The organism is Sulfitobacter sp. R18_1, from assembly GCF_017743915.1.
GTDB lineage: Bacteria > Pseudomonadota > Alphaproteobacteria > Rhodobacterales > Rhodobacteraceae > Sulfitobacter > Sulfitobacter faviae.
Window position 1 is genome coordinate 171299 of sequence record NZ_JAGHRG010000006.1, and the last position, 20787, is coordinate 192085.

The 20787-nt window shown below is 63.5% G+C and carries 22 protein-coding genes and 1 pseudogene; 11 read left to right on the forward strand and 12 right to left on the reverse strand.

Translation table 11 applies throughout. The features are described 5' to 3' along the window. Nucleotides 1–1668, forward strand: a complete 1668-nt coding sequence (locus tag J7392_RS13420) for a ribonuclease J (protein ID WP_209218022.1) — start codon at nt 1–3, stop codon at nt 1666–1668. Here the strand turns inward: J7392_RS13420 and J7392_RS13425 are convergent. The 4 genes from J7392_RS13425 to J7392_RS13440 all read right to left on the reverse strand — a co-directional run bounded on the left by J7392_RS13425 (nt 1652) and on the right by J7392_RS13440 (nt 6705). Continuing rightward, nucleotides 1652–2314: a hypothetical protein gene (locus tag J7392_RS13425; RefSeq protein ID WP_209218024.1), complete on the reverse strand. Its 663-nt coding sequence runs from the start codon at nt 2312–2314 to the stop codon at nt 1652–1654. The two genes, J7392_RS13420 and J7392_RS13425, sit on opposite strands and share 17 nt — an antisense overlap. 100 nt (nt 2315–2414) lie before the next feature. Next, nucleotides 2415–3923, reverse strand: coding sequence for a DEAD/DEAH box helicase (locus J7392_RS13430; RefSeq protein ID WP_209218025.1), 1509 nt, complete (start codon nt 3921–3923; stop codon nt 2415–2417). Nucleotides 3924–4072: 149 nt separating this feature from the next. Continuing rightward, complete coding sequence (locus tag J7392_RS13435; RefSeq protein WP_209218026.1) at nt 4073–5008, reverse strand: glycosyltransferase family 2 protein; 936 nt, start codon at nt 5006–5008, stop codon at nt 4073–4075. A 77-nt stretch (nt 5009–5085) separates the two neighbouring features. Next, on the reverse strand, nt 5086–6705 hold the full coding sequence (locus J7392_RS13440) for a peptide chain release factor 3 (RefSeq protein ID WP_209218184.1): 1620 nt from the start codon (nt 6703–6705) through the stop codon (nt 5086–5088). Between the two features lie 102 nt (nt 6706–6807). Between J7392_RS13440 and J7392_RS13445 the strand changes: the two genes are divergently transcribed. Next, complete coding sequence (locus tag J7392_RS13445; protein ID WP_209218027.1) at nt 6808–7191, forward strand: nuclear transport factor 2 family protein; 384 nt, start codon at nt 6808–6810, stop codon at nt 7189–7191. On the opposite strand, the gene J7392_RS13450 is transcribed toward J7392_RS13445, so the two are convergent. After that, nucleotides 7188–8201, reverse strand: coding sequence for a Hint domain-containing protein (locus J7392_RS13450; protein ID WP_209218029.1), 1014 nt, complete (start codon nt 8199–8201; stop codon nt 7188–7190). The genes J7392_RS13445 and J7392_RS13450 overlap by 4 nt on opposite strands. Before the next feature lie 136 nt (nt 8202–8337). Between J7392_RS13450 and J7392_RS13455 the strand changes: the two genes are divergently transcribed. The 5 genes from J7392_RS13455 (at nt 8338) to J7392_RS13475 (ending at nt 12446) form a co-directional block, all read left to right on the forward strand. Next, nucleotides 8338–9117 carry an SDR family oxidoreductase gene (locus J7392_RS13455; protein WP_209218030.1) on the forward strand — a complete coding sequence of 260 codons (780 nt, stop codon included), beginning with the start codon at nt 8338–8340 and terminating at the stop codon, nt 9115–9117. Nucleotides 9118–9260: 143 nt separating this feature from the next. Further along, entirely contained in the window at nt 9261–10619 is a 1359-nt protein-coding gene (locus tag J7392_RS13460) for a sodium:proline symporter (protein WP_209218032.1), read from the forward strand. Nucleotides 10620–10661: 42 nt separating this feature from the next. Next, complete coding sequence (locus J7392_RS13465) at nt 10662–11750, forward strand: ABC transporter ATP-binding protein (RefSeq protein WP_067268171.1); 1089 nt, start codon at nt 10662–10664, stop codon at nt 11748–11750. Next, complete coding sequence (locus J7392_RS13470; protein WP_209218034.1) at nt 11747–12097, forward strand: Lin0512 family protein; 351 nt, start codon at nt 11747–11749, stop codon at nt 12095–12097. Before J7392_RS13465 ends, J7392_RS13470 begins: the two co-directional genes overlap by 4 nt. Then, complete coding sequence (locus J7392_RS13475; protein WP_209218036.1) at nt 12090–12446, forward strand: Lin0512 family protein; 357 nt, start codon at nt 12090–12092, stop codon at nt 12444–12446. Before J7392_RS13470 ends, J7392_RS13475 begins: the two co-directional genes overlap by 8 nt. 18 nt (nt 12447–12464) lie before the next feature. Here the strand turns inward: J7392_RS13475 and J7392_RS13480 are convergent, their stop codons facing one another. Next, nucleotides 12465–13127 carry an HTH domain-containing protein gene (locus J7392_RS13480; RefSeq protein ID WP_209218037.1) on the reverse strand — a complete coding sequence of 221 codons (663 nt, stop codon included), beginning with the start codon at nt 13125–13127 and terminating at the stop codon, nt 12465–12467. 183 nt (nt 13128–13310) lie between these two features. Here J7392_RS13480 and J7392_RS13485 point away from each other — a divergent pair, with 183 nt between their 5' ends. The 4 genes and pseudogenes from J7392_RS13485 (at nt 13311) to J7392_RS13500 (ending at nt 15856) form a co-directional block, all read left to right on the forward strand. Continuing rightward, the gene (locus tag J7392_RS13485) at nt 13311–13577 is read left to right on the forward strand and encodes a twin-arginine translocase TatA/TatE family subunit (protein WP_209218038.1); all 267 of its coding nucleotides are present in this window, start codon (nt 13311–13313) and stop codon (nt 13575–13577) included. A 4-nt stretch (nt 13578–13581) separates the two neighbouring features. Next, nucleotides 13582–14028, forward strand: a pseudogene (gene tatB / locus J7392_RS13490) (Sec-independent protein translocase protein TatB); the annotation flags it as partial. A 125-nt stretch (nt 14029–14153) separates the two neighbouring features. After that, nucleotides 14154–15011 carry a twin-arginine translocase subunit TatC gene (gene tatC, locus J7392_RS13495; protein WP_067267932.1) on the forward strand — a complete coding sequence of 286 codons (858 nt, stop codon included), beginning with the start codon at nt 14154–14156 and terminating at the stop codon, nt 15009–15011. Continuing rightward, a complete protein-coding gene (locus tag J7392_RS13500) occupies nt 15008–15856 on the forward strand; it encodes an ATP-binding protein (RefSeq protein ID WP_209218040.1) in 849 nt (282 codons plus the stop codon). Before tatC ends, J7392_RS13500 begins: the two co-directional genes overlap by 4 nt. A gap of 57 nt (nt 15857–15913) precedes the next feature. Here J7392_RS13500 and J7392_RS13505 read toward each other — a convergent pair whose 3' ends face one another. From J7392_RS13505 to J7392_RS13530, 6 genes are all read right to left on the reverse strand, one after another. Then, nucleotides 15914–17155, reverse strand: a complete 1242-nt coding sequence (locus J7392_RS13505; protein WP_247744579.1) for a M23 family metallopeptidase — start codon at nt 17153–17155, stop codon at nt 15914–15916. 61 nt (nt 17156–17216) lie between these two features. Then, nucleotides 17217–17873, reverse strand: a complete 657-nt coding sequence (locus J7392_RS13510) for a protein-L-isoaspartate(D-aspartate) O-methyltransferase (RefSeq protein ID WP_067267929.1) — start codon at nt 17871–17873, stop codon at nt 17217–17219. After that, nucleotides 17870–18655, reverse strand: a complete 786-nt coding sequence (surE, locus tag J7392_RS13515) for a 5'/3'-nucleotidase SurE (RefSeq protein ID WP_209218041.1) — start codon at nt 18653–18655, stop codon at nt 17870–17872. Before surE ends, J7392_RS13510 begins: the two co-directional genes overlap by 4 nt. A gap of 72 nt (nt 18656–18727) precedes the next feature. Beyond that, complete coding sequence (locus J7392_RS13520) at nt 18728–19381, reverse strand: SDR family NAD(P)-dependent oxidoreductase (protein ID WP_209218042.1); 654 nt, start codon at nt 19379–19381, stop codon at nt 18728–18730. Nucleotides 19382–19445: 64 nt separating this feature from the next. Continuing rightward, nucleotides 19446–19706, reverse strand: coding sequence for a pilus assembly protein PilZ (locus J7392_RS13525; RefSeq protein ID WP_067267925.1), 261 nt, complete (start codon nt 19704–19706; stop codon nt 19446–19448). Nucleotides 19707–19896: 190 nt separating this feature from the next. After that, entirely contained in the window at nt 19897–20745 is an 849-nt protein-coding gene (locus tag J7392_RS13530) for a ferredoxin--NADP reductase (protein WP_209218043.1), read from the reverse strand. Between the last annotated feature and the right edge of the window lie 42 nt (nt 20746–20787).

Genomic DNA, 20787 nt, shown 5'->3' on the forward strand with positions numbered 1-20787 from the left:
ATGAGCAGCGAACGATTTATCTATCTGCCCCTCGGTGGGGCGGGTGAAATTGGCATGAACGCCTATGTCTATGGCTACGGCAAGCCCGGGAAAGAGCGGCTGATCGTCGTCGACATCGGTGTCGCCTTCCCGGACATGGACAGCACGCCGGGCGTGGACCTGATCCTGCCCGACATCACTTGGCTGAAGGAGCGCCGTGACCAGATCGAGGCGATCTTTATCACCCATGCCCACGAAGACCACATCGGTGCCATCGCGCATTCCTATGAGGTGCTGAAGGCGCCGATCTATGCGCGCGCCTTTACCGCCAATATCGCCCGCCGGAAGATGTCCGAACACGGCCACCCCGAGGATGCGGTCACAACGGTCAGCGCATGGCCCGAGCAGATCACCGCAGGCCCGTTCAAAGTGGGCTTCCTGCCGATCTCGCATTCGATCCCCGAATCCTCCGCCATGGTCATCGACACGCCCGAGGGGCGCACGATCCACTCCGGCGACTTCAAGATCGACCGCACGCCGGGCGTCGGCGAAGCCTTTGACGACGCGCTTTGGGCCGAGGTCTGCAAGGATGGCGTGAAGGCGCTGATCTGCGACAGCACCAATGTCTTCTCCGCCCATCCCGGTCGCTCCGAAGCCACCGTCGGCCCGGAGATCGAAAAGCTCGTGAGCAGCGCCGAGGGTATGGTCGTTGCCACCACCTTCGCGTCCAACGTGGCGCGGGTCAAAACGCTGGCCGAAGCCGGTGCGCGGGCAGGGCGGTCCATCGTGCTTTTGGGTCGTGCGATGAACCGCATGGTCGAAGCCTCGATCCAGACCGGTGTGATGAAAGACTTCCCGCCCGTCATCTCGCCCGAGAACGCCCGCGCCATCCCGCGTGAGAACCTAATGTTGCTGGTCACCGGCAGCCAGGGGGAGCGCCGCGCGGCCTCGGCGCAACTGGCGCGGGGCAAGTATCAGGGGATTGAGTTGAAAGACGGCGATCTCTTCCTCTTTTCGTCGAAAACCATTCCGGGCAATGAGCGTGGCGTGATCGGCATCATCAACCAGTTCTCGGAAAAGGGCGTCGATGTGGTCGATGATTCCTCGGGCCTCTACCACGTTTCGGGGCATGCCAACCGTCCCGATCTGGAAACGCTGCATGCCATTGTGAAACCTCAGGTTCTGATCCCCATGCATGGGGAGCACCGCCACCTGCGCGAACACGTCAAGATCGCCGATGCCAAGGGCATCACCGGCGTTTTGGCGGTGAACGGGATGATGGTGGACCTGTCGGGCAATCAGCCCAAGGTCGTCGAACATGTCGACACGGGCCGCATGTATCTGGACGGTTCGGTTCAGGTCGGCGCGCTGGATGGTGTGATCCGCGACCGTATCCGCATGGCGCTGAACGGCCATGCCACGGTGACGCTGATCCTCGATACAGATGACGAGCCCTTGGGCGAGCCTTGGGTCGATCTGATGGGCCTGCCGGAAGCAGGCCGCTCCAACGCGCCGCTCGTCGATGTGCTGGAACAAGACCTCAGCCAATGGCTGAACCGTCAGAAAGCCGCCACCCTGCGGGATGACGACAAGCTGAATGACGGTCTGAAAAAGGTCGCGCGCCAGTCGTCCTATGACGAAATCGGCAAGAAGCCCGAAGTCACCGTGGTGGTCAGCCGTCTGAGCTGACCTCTGCCTCACCGCTGCACATATAGACCGCGCCGCCCACCGCGACCACGCTTACCCCCGTGGCCGCAAGGGCGGCGGGGGTCGAGAGTGCGGTGGCCAGCGTGCTGCCTGTCGTCGCCAAATTGGCGCTGAGGGCAGAGGCCCCTCCCGTCAAAATGAACGCCCCTGATTTATGCGCCACGGCGCGGAGGTTGTCCGGCTGGCTGAGCCTGTCCACGGCGGAGCGCGCGATGTTCTTGCTGATCTCGACGGTCTCTTCCTTGGTGGTGTTCACCCGCTCGCAGAAAGTCTTCTTGCAATAGCCGCGGTAGTTCCGCGTGCCGGGGATCAGGAAATGCCCGTCTTCGGGCGTGGCGGTCAGGCAATAGCCGTCGATCTGATCCAGCGGCACGGTGGTGGCGAGGTAGTCGAACAGCACCCCGCTGTCGCAGGCGGGCGGCGTGCCCCAGAGCCTGCTCCACTTCCGCGCCGGCCAATTCATCAGACGCTCGCGGGTGCCGACCTCTTCGGCGAAATTGGCAAAATTCTCGGCTTCCACCACAACTTCGGCGCCATTGACCTCGGCCCGGCAGCGTTCGGCGCTGGCGGGGGCGGCTGTAAGTGCGGTCAGGGCAAAGGCAAGGGCGAAGAGGGCGGGGCGCAGCATGATGGTCCTATGTGAGTGGTTTCCCCTCACATAGCACAGACGAAAAAGCCGCCAATCCCGGCGGGGATCGGCGGCGAATTCATGCCCGCTGTGGTGCGGTTTAGATGCGTTCGCGGAAGCTTAAACCGATGAAGTCTGGCGTGTGATCGCCCAGACCGACGACACGGTTGTCGTTGCCGCCCCGTTTGTCGCCCCGGCCACGTCCGCCGCGCGACTTCTTCTCGTCCTTGTTGCCGCGGCCCGACTTGCGCTCGTCCTGCGCGGCCTCTGCCTTTTCGGGCTGCGCTTTGTCGTCGGTTCTAGCGTCGACCTTGGCCTCAGCCTTCTGGGCCTGCGGTTGCTTGTCCTCGGCGGGTGCCTCGACAGGTTTGTCGGCCTTGCGGCTGCGCGAGCGGGTCCGCTTGGGCTTGTCATCGGACTTGGCCGGTGCGTCGGAGGTCTCCTCGGCGGGTTTGGCTTTGCCGAGCGGGTTTTCGATGCGCGGGATTTCCTTTTGCACCAGACGCTCGACATCCTCGAAGTTCTTCTCGTCGCGCGGCTGGCAGATCATGATCGCCTTGCCATCGCGGCCCGCGCGGCCGGTGCGGCCAATGCGGTGAACGTAGTCTTCGGCATGGCTCGGCACGTCGAAGTTGAAGACATGGCTCACGCTTGGCACATCAAGGCCACGCGCGGCGACGTCGGAAGCCACGAGGAAGCGCAACTCGCCGCCCCGGAACCCTTCGAGCGTGCGGGTCCGCTGGCTCTGGTCCAGATCGCCGTGGATCGGGGCTGCGTCATAGCCGTATTTCTTCAGCGATTTCGCGACGATATCCACGTCCATCTTGCGGTTGCAGAAGATGATCGCATTGGTGCATTTCTCGCCTTCGGCATCGATCAGCAGGCGCAGCAGCTTGCGCTTCTCGCTCGCCTCGCGGTCCTTGCGCGAGCCTTTGAACATGACAACGCCCTGTTCGATATTCTCGCTCGTGGTCGCCTGACGCGCCACTTCGATCCGCTCAGGGTTGCTGAGGAAGGTGTTGGTGATCCGCTCGATCTCGGGCGCCATGGTGGCCGAGAAGAACAGCGTTTGCCGGGTGAAGGGTGTGAGGCCGAAGATCCGCTCAATGTCAGGGATGAAGCCCATGTCGAGCATCCGGTCGGCTTCGTCCACGACCATGACCTTGACGTCCGACAGGATCAGTTTGCCGCGTTCAAAATGGTCAAGCAGGCGGCCCGGGGTGGCGATCAGCACGTCGACGCCCTTGTCGATCAGCTTGTCCTGCTCTTTGAAGGAAACGCCTCCAATGAGCAGCGCTTTGGTGAGCTTCAGGTGCTTGGAATAGGTGTCGAAGTTCTCGGCCACCTGTGCGGCCAACTCCCGCGTGGGGCAGAGCACGAGGCTCCGCGGCATCCGCGCGCGCGCCCTGCCACGGGCGAGAAGTGACAGCATCGGCAGCGTGAAGCTGGCTGTCTTGCCGGTGCCGGTCTGGGCGATGCCCAAAACGTCACGACCTTCGAGAGCGGGGGGAATGGCGCCCGCCTGAATAGGTGTGGGCGATTCGTAGCCAGCCTCATCAATAGCTTTGAGGACCTTGGCATTCAGGTTCAGATCGGTAAATTTTGTCATGTGCGTCCGAGTTGAGCGGACACTGACTTGGCCCGCGGCAGCAATACAAGCCGGCCCGAATGGCCCAAGGGGCGGCATTTGCCGCGGCATGTTGCGAAAGCGCATAGCAAGTTGCGGCCCAGCCGTCAAACACTTGCCCTCTCAAGCGCTTAACTTGGGAAATGGCGCGACACCTTTGCATCAAGGTCGAGATCAGCGAGACGCAGCAGACCGTGGGCATCTAAGGTTTTACGCAGCTCAGGCGTATCGGCGCAGACCTCATCGAAAAAGGCCCGCAATCCCGGCTCACCCCCTTCGGATTCGATCATGGAGAAGAGTTCATGCATCGACAATCCGCCGCGATCGCGGGGGCGGTTCGGGGCCAGATCGGCGCGGTAGGAGCCTTTTTCCAGCCGGTAGCGATAGGCGGCGAGCCACTCCGGCCAGCTTTTCGCGTGAAGATGCGCCAGATCAATGCCGGGCTGCTGCTCTGGCCCGTCGATCATCGTATCGTCCTGAAAAGCATTGTGGATCTGGAGCCGTACCTCTGCCATCCCGGTGCGAACGAAAACTTTCCCGGCCAAATGGCTCAGAAAGCCACCTTTGACGTAGTTACCATAGGTCGGGTAAAGCGCCGAGACGATCTGGGCGCGCTCGGGGCCGTTGGGAATGAAGGCTTTGAAGGCCGTGCCATCCCCAGCCAAAGCCTCCATCGGGCGGATGCGGGTGATTTTTTGTGCCGGGGGCAGGGTGGCAAGCACCTCGTGCACCGGGCGGTCAGAGACGAGGAATTCGTCCACATCCATATGGATCAACCAATCCACATCATCCGCCCGGTTATAGGCGCGGGTGGCGTTCTGGCTTTGACGGACTTGGTGCTTTTGCGGACGTTTGCCGCAGAGCCTTTGCCAATAGGCCTCATCGCAGGTGGTGACACGGATTTTCGGATGGGCCTTCAGGCTTTCGAAAGCCTCTGGGTTTTCGGCATCGAGGTATAGGTAGAGGCGATGCGCGCCCGCCTCCAAATGGTAGGCGGCAAAGCGTCGTATCTCCTCTGCGGGGGCCAGGATCGTGGCCACCAGCCCCCATTTCGTCGTCGTCGTCATCGCGTCTCCCCAGTTGGGGTTAGAATGCCATGATCGGCCCCGAAATCAAGGTTTTCTGCCCCCGGGGGCGGGCCGTTTTACACCATCATTTCCTTGGTCGCGGTCAGCTTCACATCCGGGTAATCGCGCTCGACCCGGTCGATGTCCCATTGCAGGCGGGTCAGGTAAACGATGTCGCCATCATGGTCATGCGCGATGTGCTGTTTGTTGCTATCGATAAACTTATCAACGGCTTGCTTCGTGCCGTTCACCCAGCGGGCCGAGGTGAACTGAGACGGCTCAAACCGAACCGGCAGGCCATATTCCAACTCGATCCGGCTGGCGAGCACTTCGAATTGCAACTGGCCGACAACGCCCACGACAAACCCCGAACCGATCGAGGGTTTGAAGACTTTTGCAGCACCTTCTTCGGCGAATTGCATCAGCGCTTTTTCAAGGTGTTTCGCCTTCAGCGGATCGCCCGCGCGGACCGATTGCAGCAGTTCGGGCGCGAAGGAGGGGATGCCGCTCACGCGGAGCGCTTCGCCTTGGGTCAGCGTGTCACCGATGCGCAGCTGCCCGTGGTTGGGGATGCCGATGATGTCACCGGCCCAAGCCTCCTCTGCCAACTCGCGGTCGGAGGCGAGGAACATGACCGGGTTGGACACCGTCATCGGCTTTTTCGTGCGCACATGGGTCATTTTCATGCCGCGCTCGAAATGCCCGGAGGCGAGGCGGACAAAGGCCACGCGGTCGCGGTGCTTGGGGTCCATATTGGCCTGCACCTTGAAGACAAAGCCTGCGACCTTTTTCTCTTCGGGCAGGATCTGGCGCGGGGTGGCAGCTTGGATTTGCGGCTCTGGCCCGTATTTGGCGATGCCTTCCATCAATTCACGCACCCCGAAGGAGTTGATGGCCGAGCCGAACCAGATCGGGGTCAACGTGCCTTCGTGCATCGCCTTGAGGTCCAGCGGTGGCAGCAATTCGCGCGCCATTTCAAGGTCTTCGCGCAGTTTCTCCAGCAGCGCGGCGGGGACGTGTTCGGCCAGCTTTGGGTCGTCCAGCCCTTCGATCTTGATGCTGTCGGCGACGCGGTTCCGGTCGGCGCGGTCCATCAGTTCCAGCCGGTCGCGCAGCATGTCATAGCAGCCCACGAAATCGCGGCCCACGCCGATGGGCCAGCTTGCGGGCGTCACGTCGATGGCGAGGTTTTCCTGAATCTCGTCAATGATTTCAAAGGTATCGCGGCTTTCCCGGTCCATCTTGTTACAGAAGGTCAGGATCGGCAGGTCGCGCATCCGGCAGACTTCGAAGAGCTTTTGCGTCTGGCTTTCCACGCCTTTCGCGCCGTCGATCACCATCACGGCGGCGTCCACTGCCGTCAGGGTGCGGTAGGTGTCTTCCGAAAAGTCCGAGTGGCCGGGCGTGTCAACGAGGTTGAACCGGTAGTTGGTGTTACCGCTATGAAAATCAAAGGACATGGCCGAGGCCGAGACGGAAATGCCCCGGTCCTTTTCCATCGCCATGAAGTCCGAGCGGGTGCGTCGCGCCTCGCCCTTGGCGCGTACCTGTCCGGCCATCTGAATGGCCCCGCCGAACAGCAGGAACTTTTCAGTCAGCGTGGTTTTGCCCGCGTCAGGGTGGCTGATGATCGCAAAGGTGCGACGGCGCGCGATCTCGGGCGGCAGGGCGGGGCGGTTTTGCGGCGTGTCCAACATCCGACCCATATAGGCCGCGCCGCGACCGGGCGCAATCTGGCCATTGCTGCGAATCGCTGGGTGGCGTAGGATGAGAACATAAGGGGTACATGGGGGGATGCGATGGAACTGAAAGAGATTGCCTGCGAATTGGTCGCGGGCTGCCGGGCGGGAAATGCTGCGGTGCGTGCGAACCTTGATCGGCTCTATGCCGACGATGCCGTCTCGGTCGAGGCGGCCGATATGGGCGGGCAGGGGCGAGAGACCCATGGGGTCAAGGCAATCCATGGCAAGCACGACTGGTGGGAAAACGCGATGGAGGAACATAGTACCGAAGTGATCGGCCCGTTCTACTTTGGCGACAGTCAGTTCAGCGCGATGTTCAAGGTCGATGCCACCGACAAGCAAAGCGGTGAGCGGTTCCAGATGGAAGAGATCGGCGTTTACCACGTCAAAGACGGCAAGATCGTCCGGGAGGAGTTCCACTACGCCGTCGAAGCACCTTAACGGGTTGAGGCTTTGCGCAGCAGCGCCGCCGCGTCGGGGCGGTCAAGCAGTGCCTCTGCCAGATCGAGCCCGGCATGGGGCAGATCGGAATGGCCGGGGATCACCTCGCCCAAGGCTTCGGCCATTTCGGGCGGCAGGACCGACCGGGTGCGGCTGTCGACCAACATGGATTCGGCGGCGATCCCTTCGGCATAGATGATCTGATGCCCGTCAAAGAGCAGTTGGAAGTAGTCGACGAATCCGCCGTCCTGCACCGTCACACTGTCGCCGTTGACCAGATGCCGCGCCTTGACCAGCAATTCGGACCGGCCCGCGCCCATTTCATCGCTGCGTTGATAGATGAACAGCCGGTGATCTGGGCTGACGATCAGGTCGTGTTCGTTGTTGAGCGTGCCTGCCCGGATGCGGATCGGGGCGAATTCGCCCACCGCGCGCAGGGTGCTTTGCCCGATCCAGCGCAGGGTTTGCACGCCATCATCGCGGGTCAGGATACGGTCCCCCACGCGCAGGTCTTCGATAGGCCGCAATTCACCCGTGCTGAGCGAGATATGGGTGCCGCGCGTGAAAGAGACGCAGGCGAGCTGGCCGAACTTTTGCCGCGCGGTCTGAGTGTCGATCCCCACGATCCGGTAGCCTGTCTGCGGTGTCAGCGGGCCTAGCGGGAGAAGGTAAACCTCTGCCGCGTGACCGTGTTGATCGACCTCCACCAGCAGCAGCGCCTCTTGGGTCTGCCCGTCGGGCGACATCAGCGTCAGCAAGCTGTCGAGATGCAGATCGCCGCCGGGGCGGCCCACGCCGGTATCCTCGGCAAGGCGGAATTGATCGCCGGGCAGGGTCAACAGGGACAGGCGCTGCGGCTCTGCCGCGCGGTCCAACTCATAGACATCATCAAGGACCAATTCGGCGGCAAAGGATAGCGCATCGCCCATATTGGCCCCATCGCTCGCGCGGAATTGCCCGGCGCGGTAGACGACGAGGTTCTGTGCGGGGGCGGTGCGGCTGGGGGACATGACGGGCCTTTGGTTCTGGGGCTTTCGCCAGTGAGCTAAGCTAGAATTATGGCCCGGATGGGTCAAGGCTCGGGTGATTTGCTGGCATTGGCGGCGCGGCGTGGTAGGCATATGCAAATGCATAGGAGGAATCAAAATGGATTTGGGAATCAAAGGGAAGAAGGCGCTGGTCTGTGCCTCGTCCAAGGGGCTCGGCCTTGGCTGCGCCGAGGCGCTGGCGGCGGCAGGGGTGAACCTTGTGATGAACGCCCGCGGCGCAGAGGCGCTTGAGGCCTCGGCGGAGCGCATCCGTCAGGAACATGGCGTCGAGGTCACCACCGTCGCGGCAGATGTGGCCACGGAAGAGGGGCAGGCGCTGGTCATCAAGGCGGCAGAGGGCTGTGACATTCTGGTCAACAACGCGGGTGGTCCCCCTCCCGGCATGTGGCAGGATTGGGACCGCGAGGATTTCATCAAAGCGCTCGACGCCAATATGCTGGCCCCCATCGCGCTGATCAAAGCGCTGGTGCCGGCCATGATGGAGCGCGGCTGGGGCCGGGTCGTCAACATCACCAGCCAGTCGGTGCGCGCGCCGATCCCCGTCTTGGGGCTCAGCAACTCCGCCCGCACCGGGCTTACCGGCTATGTCGCGGGCACCGCGCGGCAGGTGGCGGGCAAGGGGGTCACGATTAACAACCTTCTGCCGGGCATCCATGCGACCGACCGGGCGGATTCGCTCGACGCCAATGTGGTCAAGCAAAAGGGCATCACGCTGGACGAAGCCCGCGCCGAGCGGCAGGCGGGCATCCCCGCAGGGCGCTATGGCACCCGTGAGGAATTCGGCGCGACTTGTGCCTTCCTTTGTTCGCAGCACGCGGGCTTCATCGTGGGGCAGAACCTGTTGCTCGATGGCGGCGGCACCAATCTGACCATGTAAACCCTTCATGGCCGGGGCGTGTGTCCCGGCCATGGCATGTCGCGGCGGATCACTTTTCTGACAGCAGCGGTTTCAGTGCTGGCCCGGATTGCAGACGGCGGCTAACCCTTGTGGATCAGCTTCTCGCAAAAGGTCCGCCGCCCATGCAAACCACTGTTCTTGTCCTTCTTTTCGCTGCCGTGATCCTTGCCAGCCTGTTGGTGGCACCGCGCCGCGCGACGGTCGAAGGCTTCTTTGGCGGCGCCAGTGCGGCGGGCCGCGCGCCGGGGCTTTGGGTGCTGGTGCTGAGCCAAGTCACCACATGGATTTTCGCCCGCAGCCTGATGAACGCGGCGATCTTGGGTTATTTTTACGGCATCGCGGGCACGCTGGCCTATGCGGCCTATTACGGGTCTTTCCTGACGGGCGGTTTCATCGTCGGCCACCTGCGGCGCGGCGGCGCGCGCTCCGTGCAGGACTGGCTTGCGGGGCATTTCGGGGGCGCGGGCACGGCGGCCTATAACCTGGTGATCGGGCTGCGGCTGCTGTCTGAGGTTTTTGCCAATCTCTTGGTCGTCGCGCTGATTTTCGAGGCCGTCTGGCCCGGGTCGGGCACGCTGGCGGTGCTGATCGTCGCCGCCCTCGGCTTTGGCTATTCGGCATGGGGCGGGCTCTCCGCCGCGCTGCGCACGGATGTGGTGCAAATGCTGGTCTTTCTCATCGTCTTCGGCCTTGCGCTCGGGGCGCTGCTGCTCAGCCCGGGGTTCGAGCTTGGCGCGGTGCTAAGCGCGCCGGGAGTCTCTGGCCCCTACAACGGCTGGGTGCTCTTGGTCGTGGCGCTGTTGCAGGTCTTTTCCTACCCGGCACATGACCCGGTGATGATGGACCGCGGCTTTCTCGCGGATGAGGCGACCACCCGGGTGTCCTTCCTCCATGCCTTCTGGATTTCGACGCTTTGTATCATCGGCTTTGGCTTTTTCGGCATCCAAGCCAGCCTGACCGGCGCGGCCTATGAGGGTGAGCTGATCGGCACATGGGGGCTGATGTTTCCGGGCTGGATCTTCGTGGCGCTGATGCTGTCGCTGTTGGTCTCGGCCCTCTCGACGCTCGACTCGGCGCTGGCTTCGGCGGCGCGGCTGATGGTTGAGGAATGGCGCATCGCGCCGCGCAGCCTGAGAGGCGGGCGGCTGGTGATGGCGGGGTTCATGGCGCTTGGTGCGCTGCTGACGCTTTGGGGCAGCGCCACGCTCTTTGATGCCGTGGCGGTGAGCGGCACCGCCTCGATGTTCCTCACCCCCGTGCTGCTGGTGGGGCTGGTGGCGGGGCGCGCGATCCCGGTCTGGAGCTACCTTGCCGCCTTTGCCGCCGCGATGCTGGGGGCTGCGGCCTATTTCGCGCGGGGCTGGGGATGGGTCGCGGCACTTCTGCCCGAGGGGCATAAATACGAGCAATTGTTGGTGATCTGCATCTTCGTGCTGCTGGCCGGTTTCGCGGCGGTGCTTGCGGGGGCGCGGCGGGGCTGATAGCTGGGTTTCCGAGCGATTTGATCGGATACCGCAGCCTTCATGAGTGACCCCACCCCCCGTCTGGAAATCCGTAACCTGCGCCGCGCCTATGGCGGGCGGCAGGTGGTCGATGACGTATCCTTGCAGATTTTGCCGGGGCAGGTGACCTGCCTGCTTGGCCCCTCGGGCTGCGGCAAATCCACCACGTTGCGCATGATCGCGGGGGTGGAGATGCAAGACAGCGGCACGATCCATGTCGACGGCAAACTGATCTGCGACACCATGTTCCGTGTCCCGCCCGAGCGACGCGAGATCGGCCTCATGTTTCAGGATTTTGCCCTGTTCCCGCATCTGAGCGTGGCCGATAACGTGGGCTTTGGCCTTAAAAAAGGGACGCGTGAGGAGAAACGCGCGCGGATCGAAGAACTGCTCGAACGGGTGGACCTGCTGCGCTACATCGACGGCTATCCGCATCAGCTTTCGGGCGGGGAGCAGCAGCGCGTGGCGCTGGCCCGCGCGCTGGCCCCGCAGCCGCGTATCATGCTGATGGATGAGCCGTTTTCCGGCCTCGACAACCGCCTGCGCGATGGCATCCGCGACGAGACGCTGAGCATTCTCAAGGAAGAGGACACCGCCGTTTTGCTGGTCACCCATGAGCCGGACGAGGCGATGCGCATGGCTGATGAGATTGCGCTGATGCGCGACGGTAAGATCGTGCAGCAAGGCGCGCCCTACAACGTCTATACGCGGCCCGTCGACCGCGCCTCCGTCGCCTTTTTCAGCGATGCCAATGTGCTTGAGGCCACGGTGACCGGGGCGTTGGCCGATACGGTTTTCGGCCAATTCCTCGCCCCCGGTGTGGCCGATGGCACGCCGGTGAATATAGTCTTTCGCCCGCAACACCTGCGCATCGACTTTGACCGGGCGGGCAAGGGGCCGCGCCCCACGGCGACCGATGGCACCCCGGCCCGGGCGGTGGTGGAACGCGCGCGCTTCATGGGCAACGAAAGCCTCGTTGAGTTTGTGTTGGAAGAGGACGGATCGCGGCTCAAGGCCACGGTGCCCAATGTCTTTCTGCCGCAACCCGGCGCCGTCATGTGGCTGACCGTGCGCCGCGACCGTTGCTTTGTCTTTCCGGTGACCTCATGAAGCCGCTGTTGGTGGAATTCGGCATGGGCTCTTCCCTGCGCCGCGGTGACTATACGCAGGCCGCGAAACGTGCGGTGCAGGATGCGCTGTGGCACAATTCGATCAATCTGGCCGAGCTTTTCGGTTTTGATAAGTCGGCCATGCGCATCACCCTCGACGTGGGCGTGCAGCGCCCGGATCTGGTGGATGCCGAAGCGCTGCGCGCGGTCTTTCCCTATGGCGAGGTGACGGTGAAGCTGCATCACGGCGGCCTCAACGTGCCGCGCCCCGAAGGGGAAGGGAACCCAACTGTTATGGCCAATGTGGCGCTTTCCGTCGGCTTCGAGATGGAGCGTGCCGATGACTGAGCAGCGGATCATCATCGAAATGGGCATGGGCAACGATCTGCACGGGATGGACTATACCAAGGCTGCCGCCCGCGCGATCGAGGATGCCCTGCGCCATTCCTCCCTACCGCTGTTCGGCGCGCTGGAGGTGACGCCTGATCAGATGCGCGTGCAGGTTACCGTGGCGGTGCAGGAGCCTGAGAAGGTGGATGTCGACGCGCTGGTGGCCAAACTACCCCGTGGTCGCGCCGAGGTGTGCGCGGTAAAGGGCGGGCTGAACGTGGAAACGGGACAGGATACCATCGTGATCGCGCAGGCCAGTGTCGAGGCGTTTTTGCCCCCGCAAACCGGCTGGCAATTGAAGGGCTGAGGCGGCGTTGATCTGGGGTTAGGGGCGATGGTCCGCGAGCGTTCTGCTCGGCTCGTCCACGAACAACTCCGGTAGCGGCTCAGCGCTCTCGATCTGATCAAGCGGCAGGGTCACGAAATCCGCTGCGCCCTCGCTCCAGGCCGTCAGCAGCCAGAACCGGCCCCAATTACGCACCTCAAGCGGGCGCACCACCTGCGGCGCCTCGCCGATCACCGCAATCCGCAGCTTTTGGCGGGCCTGCACCGCGGCACGCAGCACCGGCAGATGGGTGAAAACCCGCGTGGCTTTGCCCTGCGACCTCAGCGCCTGCGCCCATGCGGCACCCTCGGCAATGGTCTCGGTCGGCAGCACCGCGTCGAACTTGGCGGCCAATGTCTCTGCCGCGGCTTGCAGGGCGGGGTCGCCTACCTCCGCCGCGACAGCGAGGCCGAGGTTCAGCGCCTCCAACTCCGCCGCCGTCAGGGTCAGCGGGGGCAGGGTGATCGCAGGGATGATCCGATAGCCTTCGCCCCGCGTCCCAGCGATGGACAGGCCCGCCGCGCTGAGCTTGCCCATATCGCGGTAGATCGTGCGGGGGGAAACGCCGAACTGCCGGGCCAGATCCTCGGCCCGGTGCAGCCGCCCATCCCGCAGCCTGTCAATCAGCCGGACAAGCCGATCTTCGGTTCTCGCTGATACCATGATGCCTCCTGACGCTCCTGACAAAAACATGTCGCAACCCAAATTGCACGCCCGAAAATCGGCAGTCCTTCGCCCGCAGCACCGCCCATCCGCCGCATTGCCCCTTCATGGTCCCGGCGCCGCCCGCTATCACGGTGCAGACCGGCGCGACGAGATTGCGCCAAACATGATGGGAGAACAGACATGTTGAACAATATCGGACTGCCGGGCCTGCTGCTGATCGCGGTTGTCGTGCTGGTGCTTTTTGGCCGGGGCAAGATTTCCTCGCTCATGGGCGAAGTCGGCAAGGGCATCACCAGCTTCAAGAAAGGCATCAGCGAAGGCGAAGAAGAGAACAAGCGCGACGAGATCAAACATGTCGAAGACGTGCACCATGCTGACCTGCCGGAACATGCCGATCAGGGCGCCCATCCCAAGACCGAGCTGAAGGCCGACAAGGACCGGGTGTAACCCGATGTTCGATCTGGGTTGGACGGAACTTTTAGTCATCGGCGTGGTGGCCCTGATCGTGGTCGGCCCCAAGGACTTGCCCGTGCTGTTTCGGCGCGTCGGGCAAGTCGTGGGCAAGGCCAAAGGCATGGCGCGTGAATTCAGCCAAGCGATGAATGATGCCGCCGATGAAAGCGGCATGCGCGAGATGTCATCGTCGCTGAACAAATCGCTCAAAACGGCCAGCAACCCGCTGGGCAGCGCCATGGATGAGGTCAAGGATGCGACCCGGTCACTGACCAATTTCGACCCTGAGAGCGAGACCGGCAAACTTGCGGCGCAAAAGGCCGAGGATGTGAAGAAGATCCAAGCCAGCACCGCGCGGGCCGCCGCCGAACGCAAGCAACGCGAAGCGGCGGAGGCTATGGCCGAGGCCGAAGCGGCAGAGGCGAAGCTTTCGGACGCCGCCCCGGCCAAGGAAGCCCCGGCGCGGCCTGTGATCGAGAAAGACGCAGGTCAGGCCCAAGCGGCATCGGACGATGCCGCCGCCAAGACCTCAACGGCACCCAAAGCTGCCGCCAAGAAAGAGTGAGTTGAATGAGCGCCACCGACGATTATGACGAGATCGACGACAGTTCCGCCCCGTTGATCGAGCATCTGGCCGAGCTGCGCACGCGGCTCATCCATTCGGTCATCGCCTTCATCATCGGGATGGTGATCTGCTTTACCGTCTGGAACCCGATCTTCAACTTCCTGACCGAACCGCTCTGCTCGGCCATGGCCGAACGCGGGCAAGAGGATTGCGGGTTGATCCTGATCAAGCTGCAAGAGGGTTTCTTCGTCGCCATCTCGATCTCGCTTCTGGGCGGTCTGGTGCTGGGCTTCCCCTTCATCAGCTACCAGCTGTGGCGCTTCGTGGCACCGGGGCTTTACAAGAACGAGAAGGGGGCCTTTCTGCCCTTCCTGATCTCTTCGCCGGTGATGTTCTTCCTTGGCGCGGCTTTCGCCTTTTACGTCGTCACGCCGCTGGCCTTCGACTTCTTCCTTGGCTTCCAGCAGGCCGGTACGTTGGTCGGTGGGCCGGATGGTGAGAACGGCATCGCCGCCATCGCCTTCCAAGGCTCGGCGCAGGAGTATCTGTCGCTCACGATCAAATTCATCGTGGCCTTTGGCCTGTGTTTCCAGCTCCCGGTTCTGCTGACGCTGATGGGCAAGGCGGGGCTGGTCAGTTCCGAAGGACTGGCCAATGTGCGCAAATATGCGGTGGTGGCGATCCTCGTGCTGGCCGCGCTGGTCACGCCGCCGGATGTGATCACGCAGGTGATCCTTTTCGTGGTGGTCTATGGCCTCTACGAAATCTCGATCTTCCTCGTGCGCCGGGTCGAGACAAAGCGCAACGAAAAGCTGCGCGAAGAGGGCTACTTTGACGACGAAGACGAGGAAGACCTGCTGTGATCAATGATCCGATGGACCGTATCGCGGCGGCGCTGGAGCGTATGTCTCCCGCGCCGCTCGCCGCCCCGGATTTCGATGCGGCCACTGCCTTCGTCTGGCACACCGACCCCGACCGTCTGATGCCAGTGCCGCAGGTCGCGCGGATCGACCTGCCGCTTCTGGTGGGGGTGGACCGGGCGCGGGATACGCTTTTGGCCAACACCCGCCAATTTGCGGCGGGGCTGCCTGCGAACAACGCGCTGCTCTGGGGTGCGCGGGGCATGGGAAAATCCAGCCTTGTCAAAGCGATACACGCGGATGTTCAAGCATCACATGAAGCATTGCGCATCGTTGAATTGCAGCGCGAAGACCTGCCGTCGGTCGGGCGGCTTCTGTCCCTCCTGCGCGGTGCCTCGCAGCGGTTCATCCTGTTTTGCGACGACCTGAGCTTCGGCCATGACGACGCGCATTACAAATCGCTGAAGGCCGTGTTGGATGGGGGCATCGAAGGGCGGCCCGAGAATGTCGTGCTCTATGCCACATCGAACCGCCGCCACCTGATGCCGCGAGACATGATCGAGAACGAGCGCGGCAGCGCGATCAATCCTTCCGAAGCGGTCGAGGAAAAGGTCTCTCTCTCTGACCGGTTCGGGCTCTGGCTGGGGTTCCATCCCTGCGATCAGGGCCAATATCTGGCGATGATCCGCGGCTATTGCGATGCCTTCGGCGTGGAGATCGACGACGACACATTGCGCGCCGAGGCTGTCGAATGGCAGGCCACACGCGGCGCCCGCTCGGGCCGGGTGGCTTGGCAGTATTTCGTGGATTTGGCTGGCCGGAAAGGCGTACCCGTTTCGGGCGGTTGAGCGCCGGACGGTATGAGCGAAAGGGCCCGCATATTCTGCGGGCCCTTTGTCGTTTGGTTACTGAATATAGGGCGTCGGATCGACGCTTTCAAAGCCTTTGCGCACCTCGAAATGCACATGCGATTCCGAACCGCCGCGCAGTTTGGCGATCTGCTGGCCCCGGCTGACGCTATCGCCCTTAGCCACATTCACGCCGTCGACATTCGCATAGACCGTGAGCAGGTTGTTGGCATGGCGCACCACGACGATCGGGATGCCCTCGGCACTTTTGGTGATCGCGGCGACGGTGCCCGCCTCGGCGGCCTTCACCGGCCCGCCGGGGCTGCCCTTGATGTTGATGCCCTCGTTCTTGCCCTTGGAATAGGCGCGGATGATGGAGCCTTGGACCGGCGGGGTCATCTTGGTCGCCTTTGCCGGGGCAGTGGGCTTGCCCACATCGGCCACAGGCTCTTTCGGCTCGACCTTGGGCGGCAGGGGCTGTGCGGTCTCATCCTGCGGCAGCGGTTTGGCGGCGGAGGGCGGCGTGGGCGTGGGGGTGCCTGCGCCGGGTGCGCTGGTGACCGGCTGCACGGGGCGCGAGGCGGCGGCGCTCGACGCGGTGTTGGCCGCCTGACGCGGGGGCGCCTGTTTCTCGACCGGGATCAGCAGGAATTGGCCCTCGCGGATCGCGAAATCGGGGCCGAGGCCGTTCCACTCGGCCAGTGCCTTGACCGGCACGTTGTAAAGACGCGCCACGGTATAGGCGGTCTCGCCCCGCTCGACCCGGTGGCGCACAGGCTCTTTCGCCTGCGGTGCCGCAGGCTGCGGCGCGGGCGTGCTGGTGGTGCCTGCGGGCGGCAGGCTTTGGGTCTGCACGCTGGGGGTCGCCGGGGCGCGGTCGATGGCGCTGCCGGCAAGGGTGGTAATGTCCACGGCGCCATTGGTGCCTGGCGCAGGCTCAGAGACGCGGCGGGGCAGGGCGATGATCTCACCCTGGCGGAGCGGGACGCCCTGATCAATCCCGTTGTAGCGGGCCAATTCGCCGCTGTCGGCGCCCACACGCGCGGCCACGTCTTTCAGCGTATCGCCCCGGCGGGCGACGACGACTTGGTAATTGGGGTAAGAGATCACGCCCCGCGCGTCGGGTTTTGGCCGGTCTGCCAAAGGCCCGCGCGCGGCTTCAGCGGTGGAGAACCCATCGCCAAAGGTGCTGCGCATGTCGTAATCCAAGGGCTGATTTTCGCAACCTGCCAGCAGTATCGCACTGGTCCCGGCCATTAGGGTCAGCCGCATGGGGCGGCGCAAGCGTGTTTGGCGCATCTGCAAGTCCTCATCTTCGCCCCCAGACGGTATGGGGCGTTGTCCGTGTCTCTGTAACCTATTAGCCGTCCTTGCCCAAGCCTTCCAGCAGGGGGACAAAGCGCACGGCACGCAATTCGTCGTATTCCAGCCCATCAGCGGTCTTTCGCACGCGGATAAGGTGTTGGACCGTGTCGGATTGGCCGACGGGCAGCACCATGATGCCCCCCTCTTTTAGCTGCGCGAGCAGGGGGCCGGGCGGGTCTTCGGCGGCGGCGGTCACGATGATCCGGTCAAAGGGGGCCTGTTCGGCAAGGCCAAAGCTGCCATCGGCGGTGATCGCGGTGATATTGGTCAGATCCATCGCCTCGAAAACGCCGCGCGCCTCTTGCACCAGACGGCGGTGCCGGTCGATCGTATAGACCCGCCGGGCGAGCTTGCTGAGGATCGCGGCCTGATAGCCCGAGCCGGTGCCGATTTCGAGCACCTTATCGCGCGACGATACCTGCAAGGCTTGGCTCATGAGCCCGACGACAGAGGGTTGGCTGATGGTCTGGCCGCAGGCGATGGGCAGGGGCATATCCTCATAGGCGCGGCTGGCAAAGAGGCCGCGGATGAAGGGGCCGCGGTCGATCGCTTCCATCGCTGTCAGCACACGCGCATCGGTCACGCCCTTGGAGCGTAGCGCGTAGAGGAACTGCATCTTGCGTTCCGCTTCAGAGATGGGTGGCTCATTCATCCGTTGATGCCCGCCAGCGTTTCGAGGGCCGCGTGATCCGTCAGGTCGCAGCGCATCGGGGTGACCGAGACATAGCCGTCAAGGTTGACGCAGGCATCGCTGCCCGGTGCCGTTTGCACGCGTTGATCGCCGCCCTTGATCCACAAAAAGCGGCGGCCCGAGGGCGACAGATGTGCTTCGGTCGAAAACCCGGTGCCGGGGCGGCGGCCCTGAGGGGCCAGCCGGATCCCACGCACATCAGCGCCCGCTACGGGGGGGAAGTTCACGTTGTAGAAAAGCCCATAGGCCGCGTCTTCGCTGGGGCTGTGGTCCAGAATGCGGCGGCAGGTCTCGGCGCCGTGCTGGGCGGCGGCCTCGAAAGGATCGGCCAGATCGCGGTTGGCGGGGCCGTAGTATTGCGACAGGGCGATGGCCGGAAGCCCCTGCAACGCCGCTTCGATCGCGCCGCCAAGCGTGCCGGAATAGAGCGCGTTTTCAGCCGCGTTATTGCCCCGGTTCACGCCGGAGAGCACCAGATCGGGGGGGGCGGCGGTCATCGTGTCGTGGATCGCGGCAAGAACGCAATCAGCGGGGGAGCCTTCGGTGGCAAAGACGCGCTCGTCCAGTTGCGAAATCATCATCGGCTTGGTGTAGCTAATGCAATGGCCCACGCCGGATTGCTCAAACGCAGGTGCAACGGTCCAGACCTCGCCCTTGGGCCCGGCCAGTTCCTCGGCAATGGCGCGCAGCACGGCCAGACCGGGCGCGTTGATGCCGTCATCGTTTGTAATCAAAATACGCATGAATGGCCCCTTTTTGCCTTGATAGGCGAGGGGCGGACCGGCGGCAAGCGCAGCGCGCCGGTGCCGCGCGGTTCAGGAGGCGGAGTTTTCCGACAGTTGCGCCAATACCGCAGCGGCCTGCGTGGCGGTGTCGCTCAGCGCCGCGCGGTCTTCACCGGGGAAGAAGCGCGCGCGGGTGGCGGTGGGCATCGGCTTGGGCGTAAGGATATGGACACGGGGGCCGATCTGCGCGGTCTCGACCTGCCAAGAGGTCGCCAGCGCGATCTGCGCGGCCTTCGTGGCGCCGTAGCTGCCGAAGAATTTCGTGCCCGCACGCGGATCGTCAAAGAAGACCGCCGTGCCATCCGCCCCCAAGAGCGGCGAGACAAAGGTGATCAGCCGCGCGGTGGCGGTGACGTTTCCGGCGATGGATTTCTCCATATCCTTGGCGTCGATGTGATCGGTGGGCGTCAGCGGAGCGGCATGGACGGCGCAATGCAGCCACAGGTCAAGCCCGCCCCAGCGGTCATGGATGCCCCGGCAGAGCACGGCCATGGCATCGGCGTTGGTGATGTCCATCGGCGCCAAGGTGGCGCTGCCGCCCTTGGCTTGGATACGGTCGTCCAACTCTTCGAGCGCGCCGGTCGTGCGACCGACCGCGATGATGTGATGGGTGGGGGCCAAGGCTTCTGCCAATGCGGCCCCAAGGCCGCGCGATGCGCCGGTGATCAATGCTGTCTTGCTCATGCGCGGGATGTGCACTGCCCCGCGCGGCAGGTCAAGAGGCGCGCGCCGCGCCTCCCCCAAGGTTTCAGCCCTGCGGCAGGCGCAGCACTTGATTGCCGCGACGGCTGGACAGCACCAAGGTCCCTTGCCCGATGGCGGAGACGACGCCGCCAGCGACCTGATCGCCCACTTCGACGCGCGAGATTTTACCGCCACCTTCGCGGATCAGCGCGCCGGGCGTGCTGTCGCTGCCGAAGATGCCGATTAGCGCCGTGCTGGACAGGTCGGCCTTTTGAGTTGCCAGATCGGAGACTTTCTTTGGGGTCGGGGTCCCATTGCTCGCCATTGATATGCCTTTCGCCTGTGGTTGCGTTTCGCGCGGCAGTCCCCCGCGCTCGCAAGGCGTCAGCTAAGCCCTGCCGCAGTGCAGCGGAAGGGGGCGTTTTCGGGATGCGCAGGGTTCTGCCAAAGCGTCGGCAAAGCTGCGCCGACACCTTGGTTATAACGCTGCGACCTTTCGTAAGGCTTAATTCGGCTCAGCCGACGAATGCCTTTTCGACGACGAAATGCTGGGGGTCGGAATTGGCACCCTCGGTCAGGCCAAAGCCTTCGAGAATCTCCATAATATCCTTGTTGAAGCCAAGGCTGCCGCAGACCATGGCACGGTCATGGGCGGCATTGATCTGGGGCACGCCCAGATCTTTGAACACCGTGCCATCCTGCAAGAGGTTGGTGATCCGGCCCATCTTGGGGCTCTCTTCGCGGGTGGTGGTCGGGTAATAGCGAATCTTGGCAAGGTTTTCCGGGCCGATGAGTTCCTGCATCAGCTCGTCGGCCTTCAGCCCTTCGATCAACTGGCGGCCATACTCAAGCTCTGCAACGTCGCGGCAGGTGTGGGTGACGATGACCTCGTCGAATTTCTCATAGGTCTCAGGCTCGCGCAGCAGGCTTGCGAAGGGGGCAAAGCCGGTGCCGGTGGCGAACATCCAAAGCCGGTCGCCGGGCAGCAGCGCGTCATGGACCAGCGTGCCCACGGGTTTGGGCCGCAGGATGATCTGATCGCCGGGCTGGATGTGCTGTAGTTTGGAGGTCAGCGGGCCGTCTTGCACCTTGATCGAGTAGAACTCCAACTCATCGTCCCAGGCGGGCGAGGCAATGGAATAGGCGCGCAGTAGTGGTTTCTGCTTGCCGGTTTCGGGATGCGGATCGCCCATCAGGCCGATCATCACGAACTCGCCCGAGCGGAACCGCAGGCTTGCAGGCCGGGTCACCCGGAACGAGAACAGCTGATCGGTCCAGTGGGTGACCGCGGTCACGGTCTGGGCGTCGGGCAATGTCGGGACGGGCTTGGCGGCGGTTTGGTTCACTGTGCTCTGCTCGGTCATCATGGTTTCCGCAAATCGGGTTGCGGCCTCTACTTATGGCAA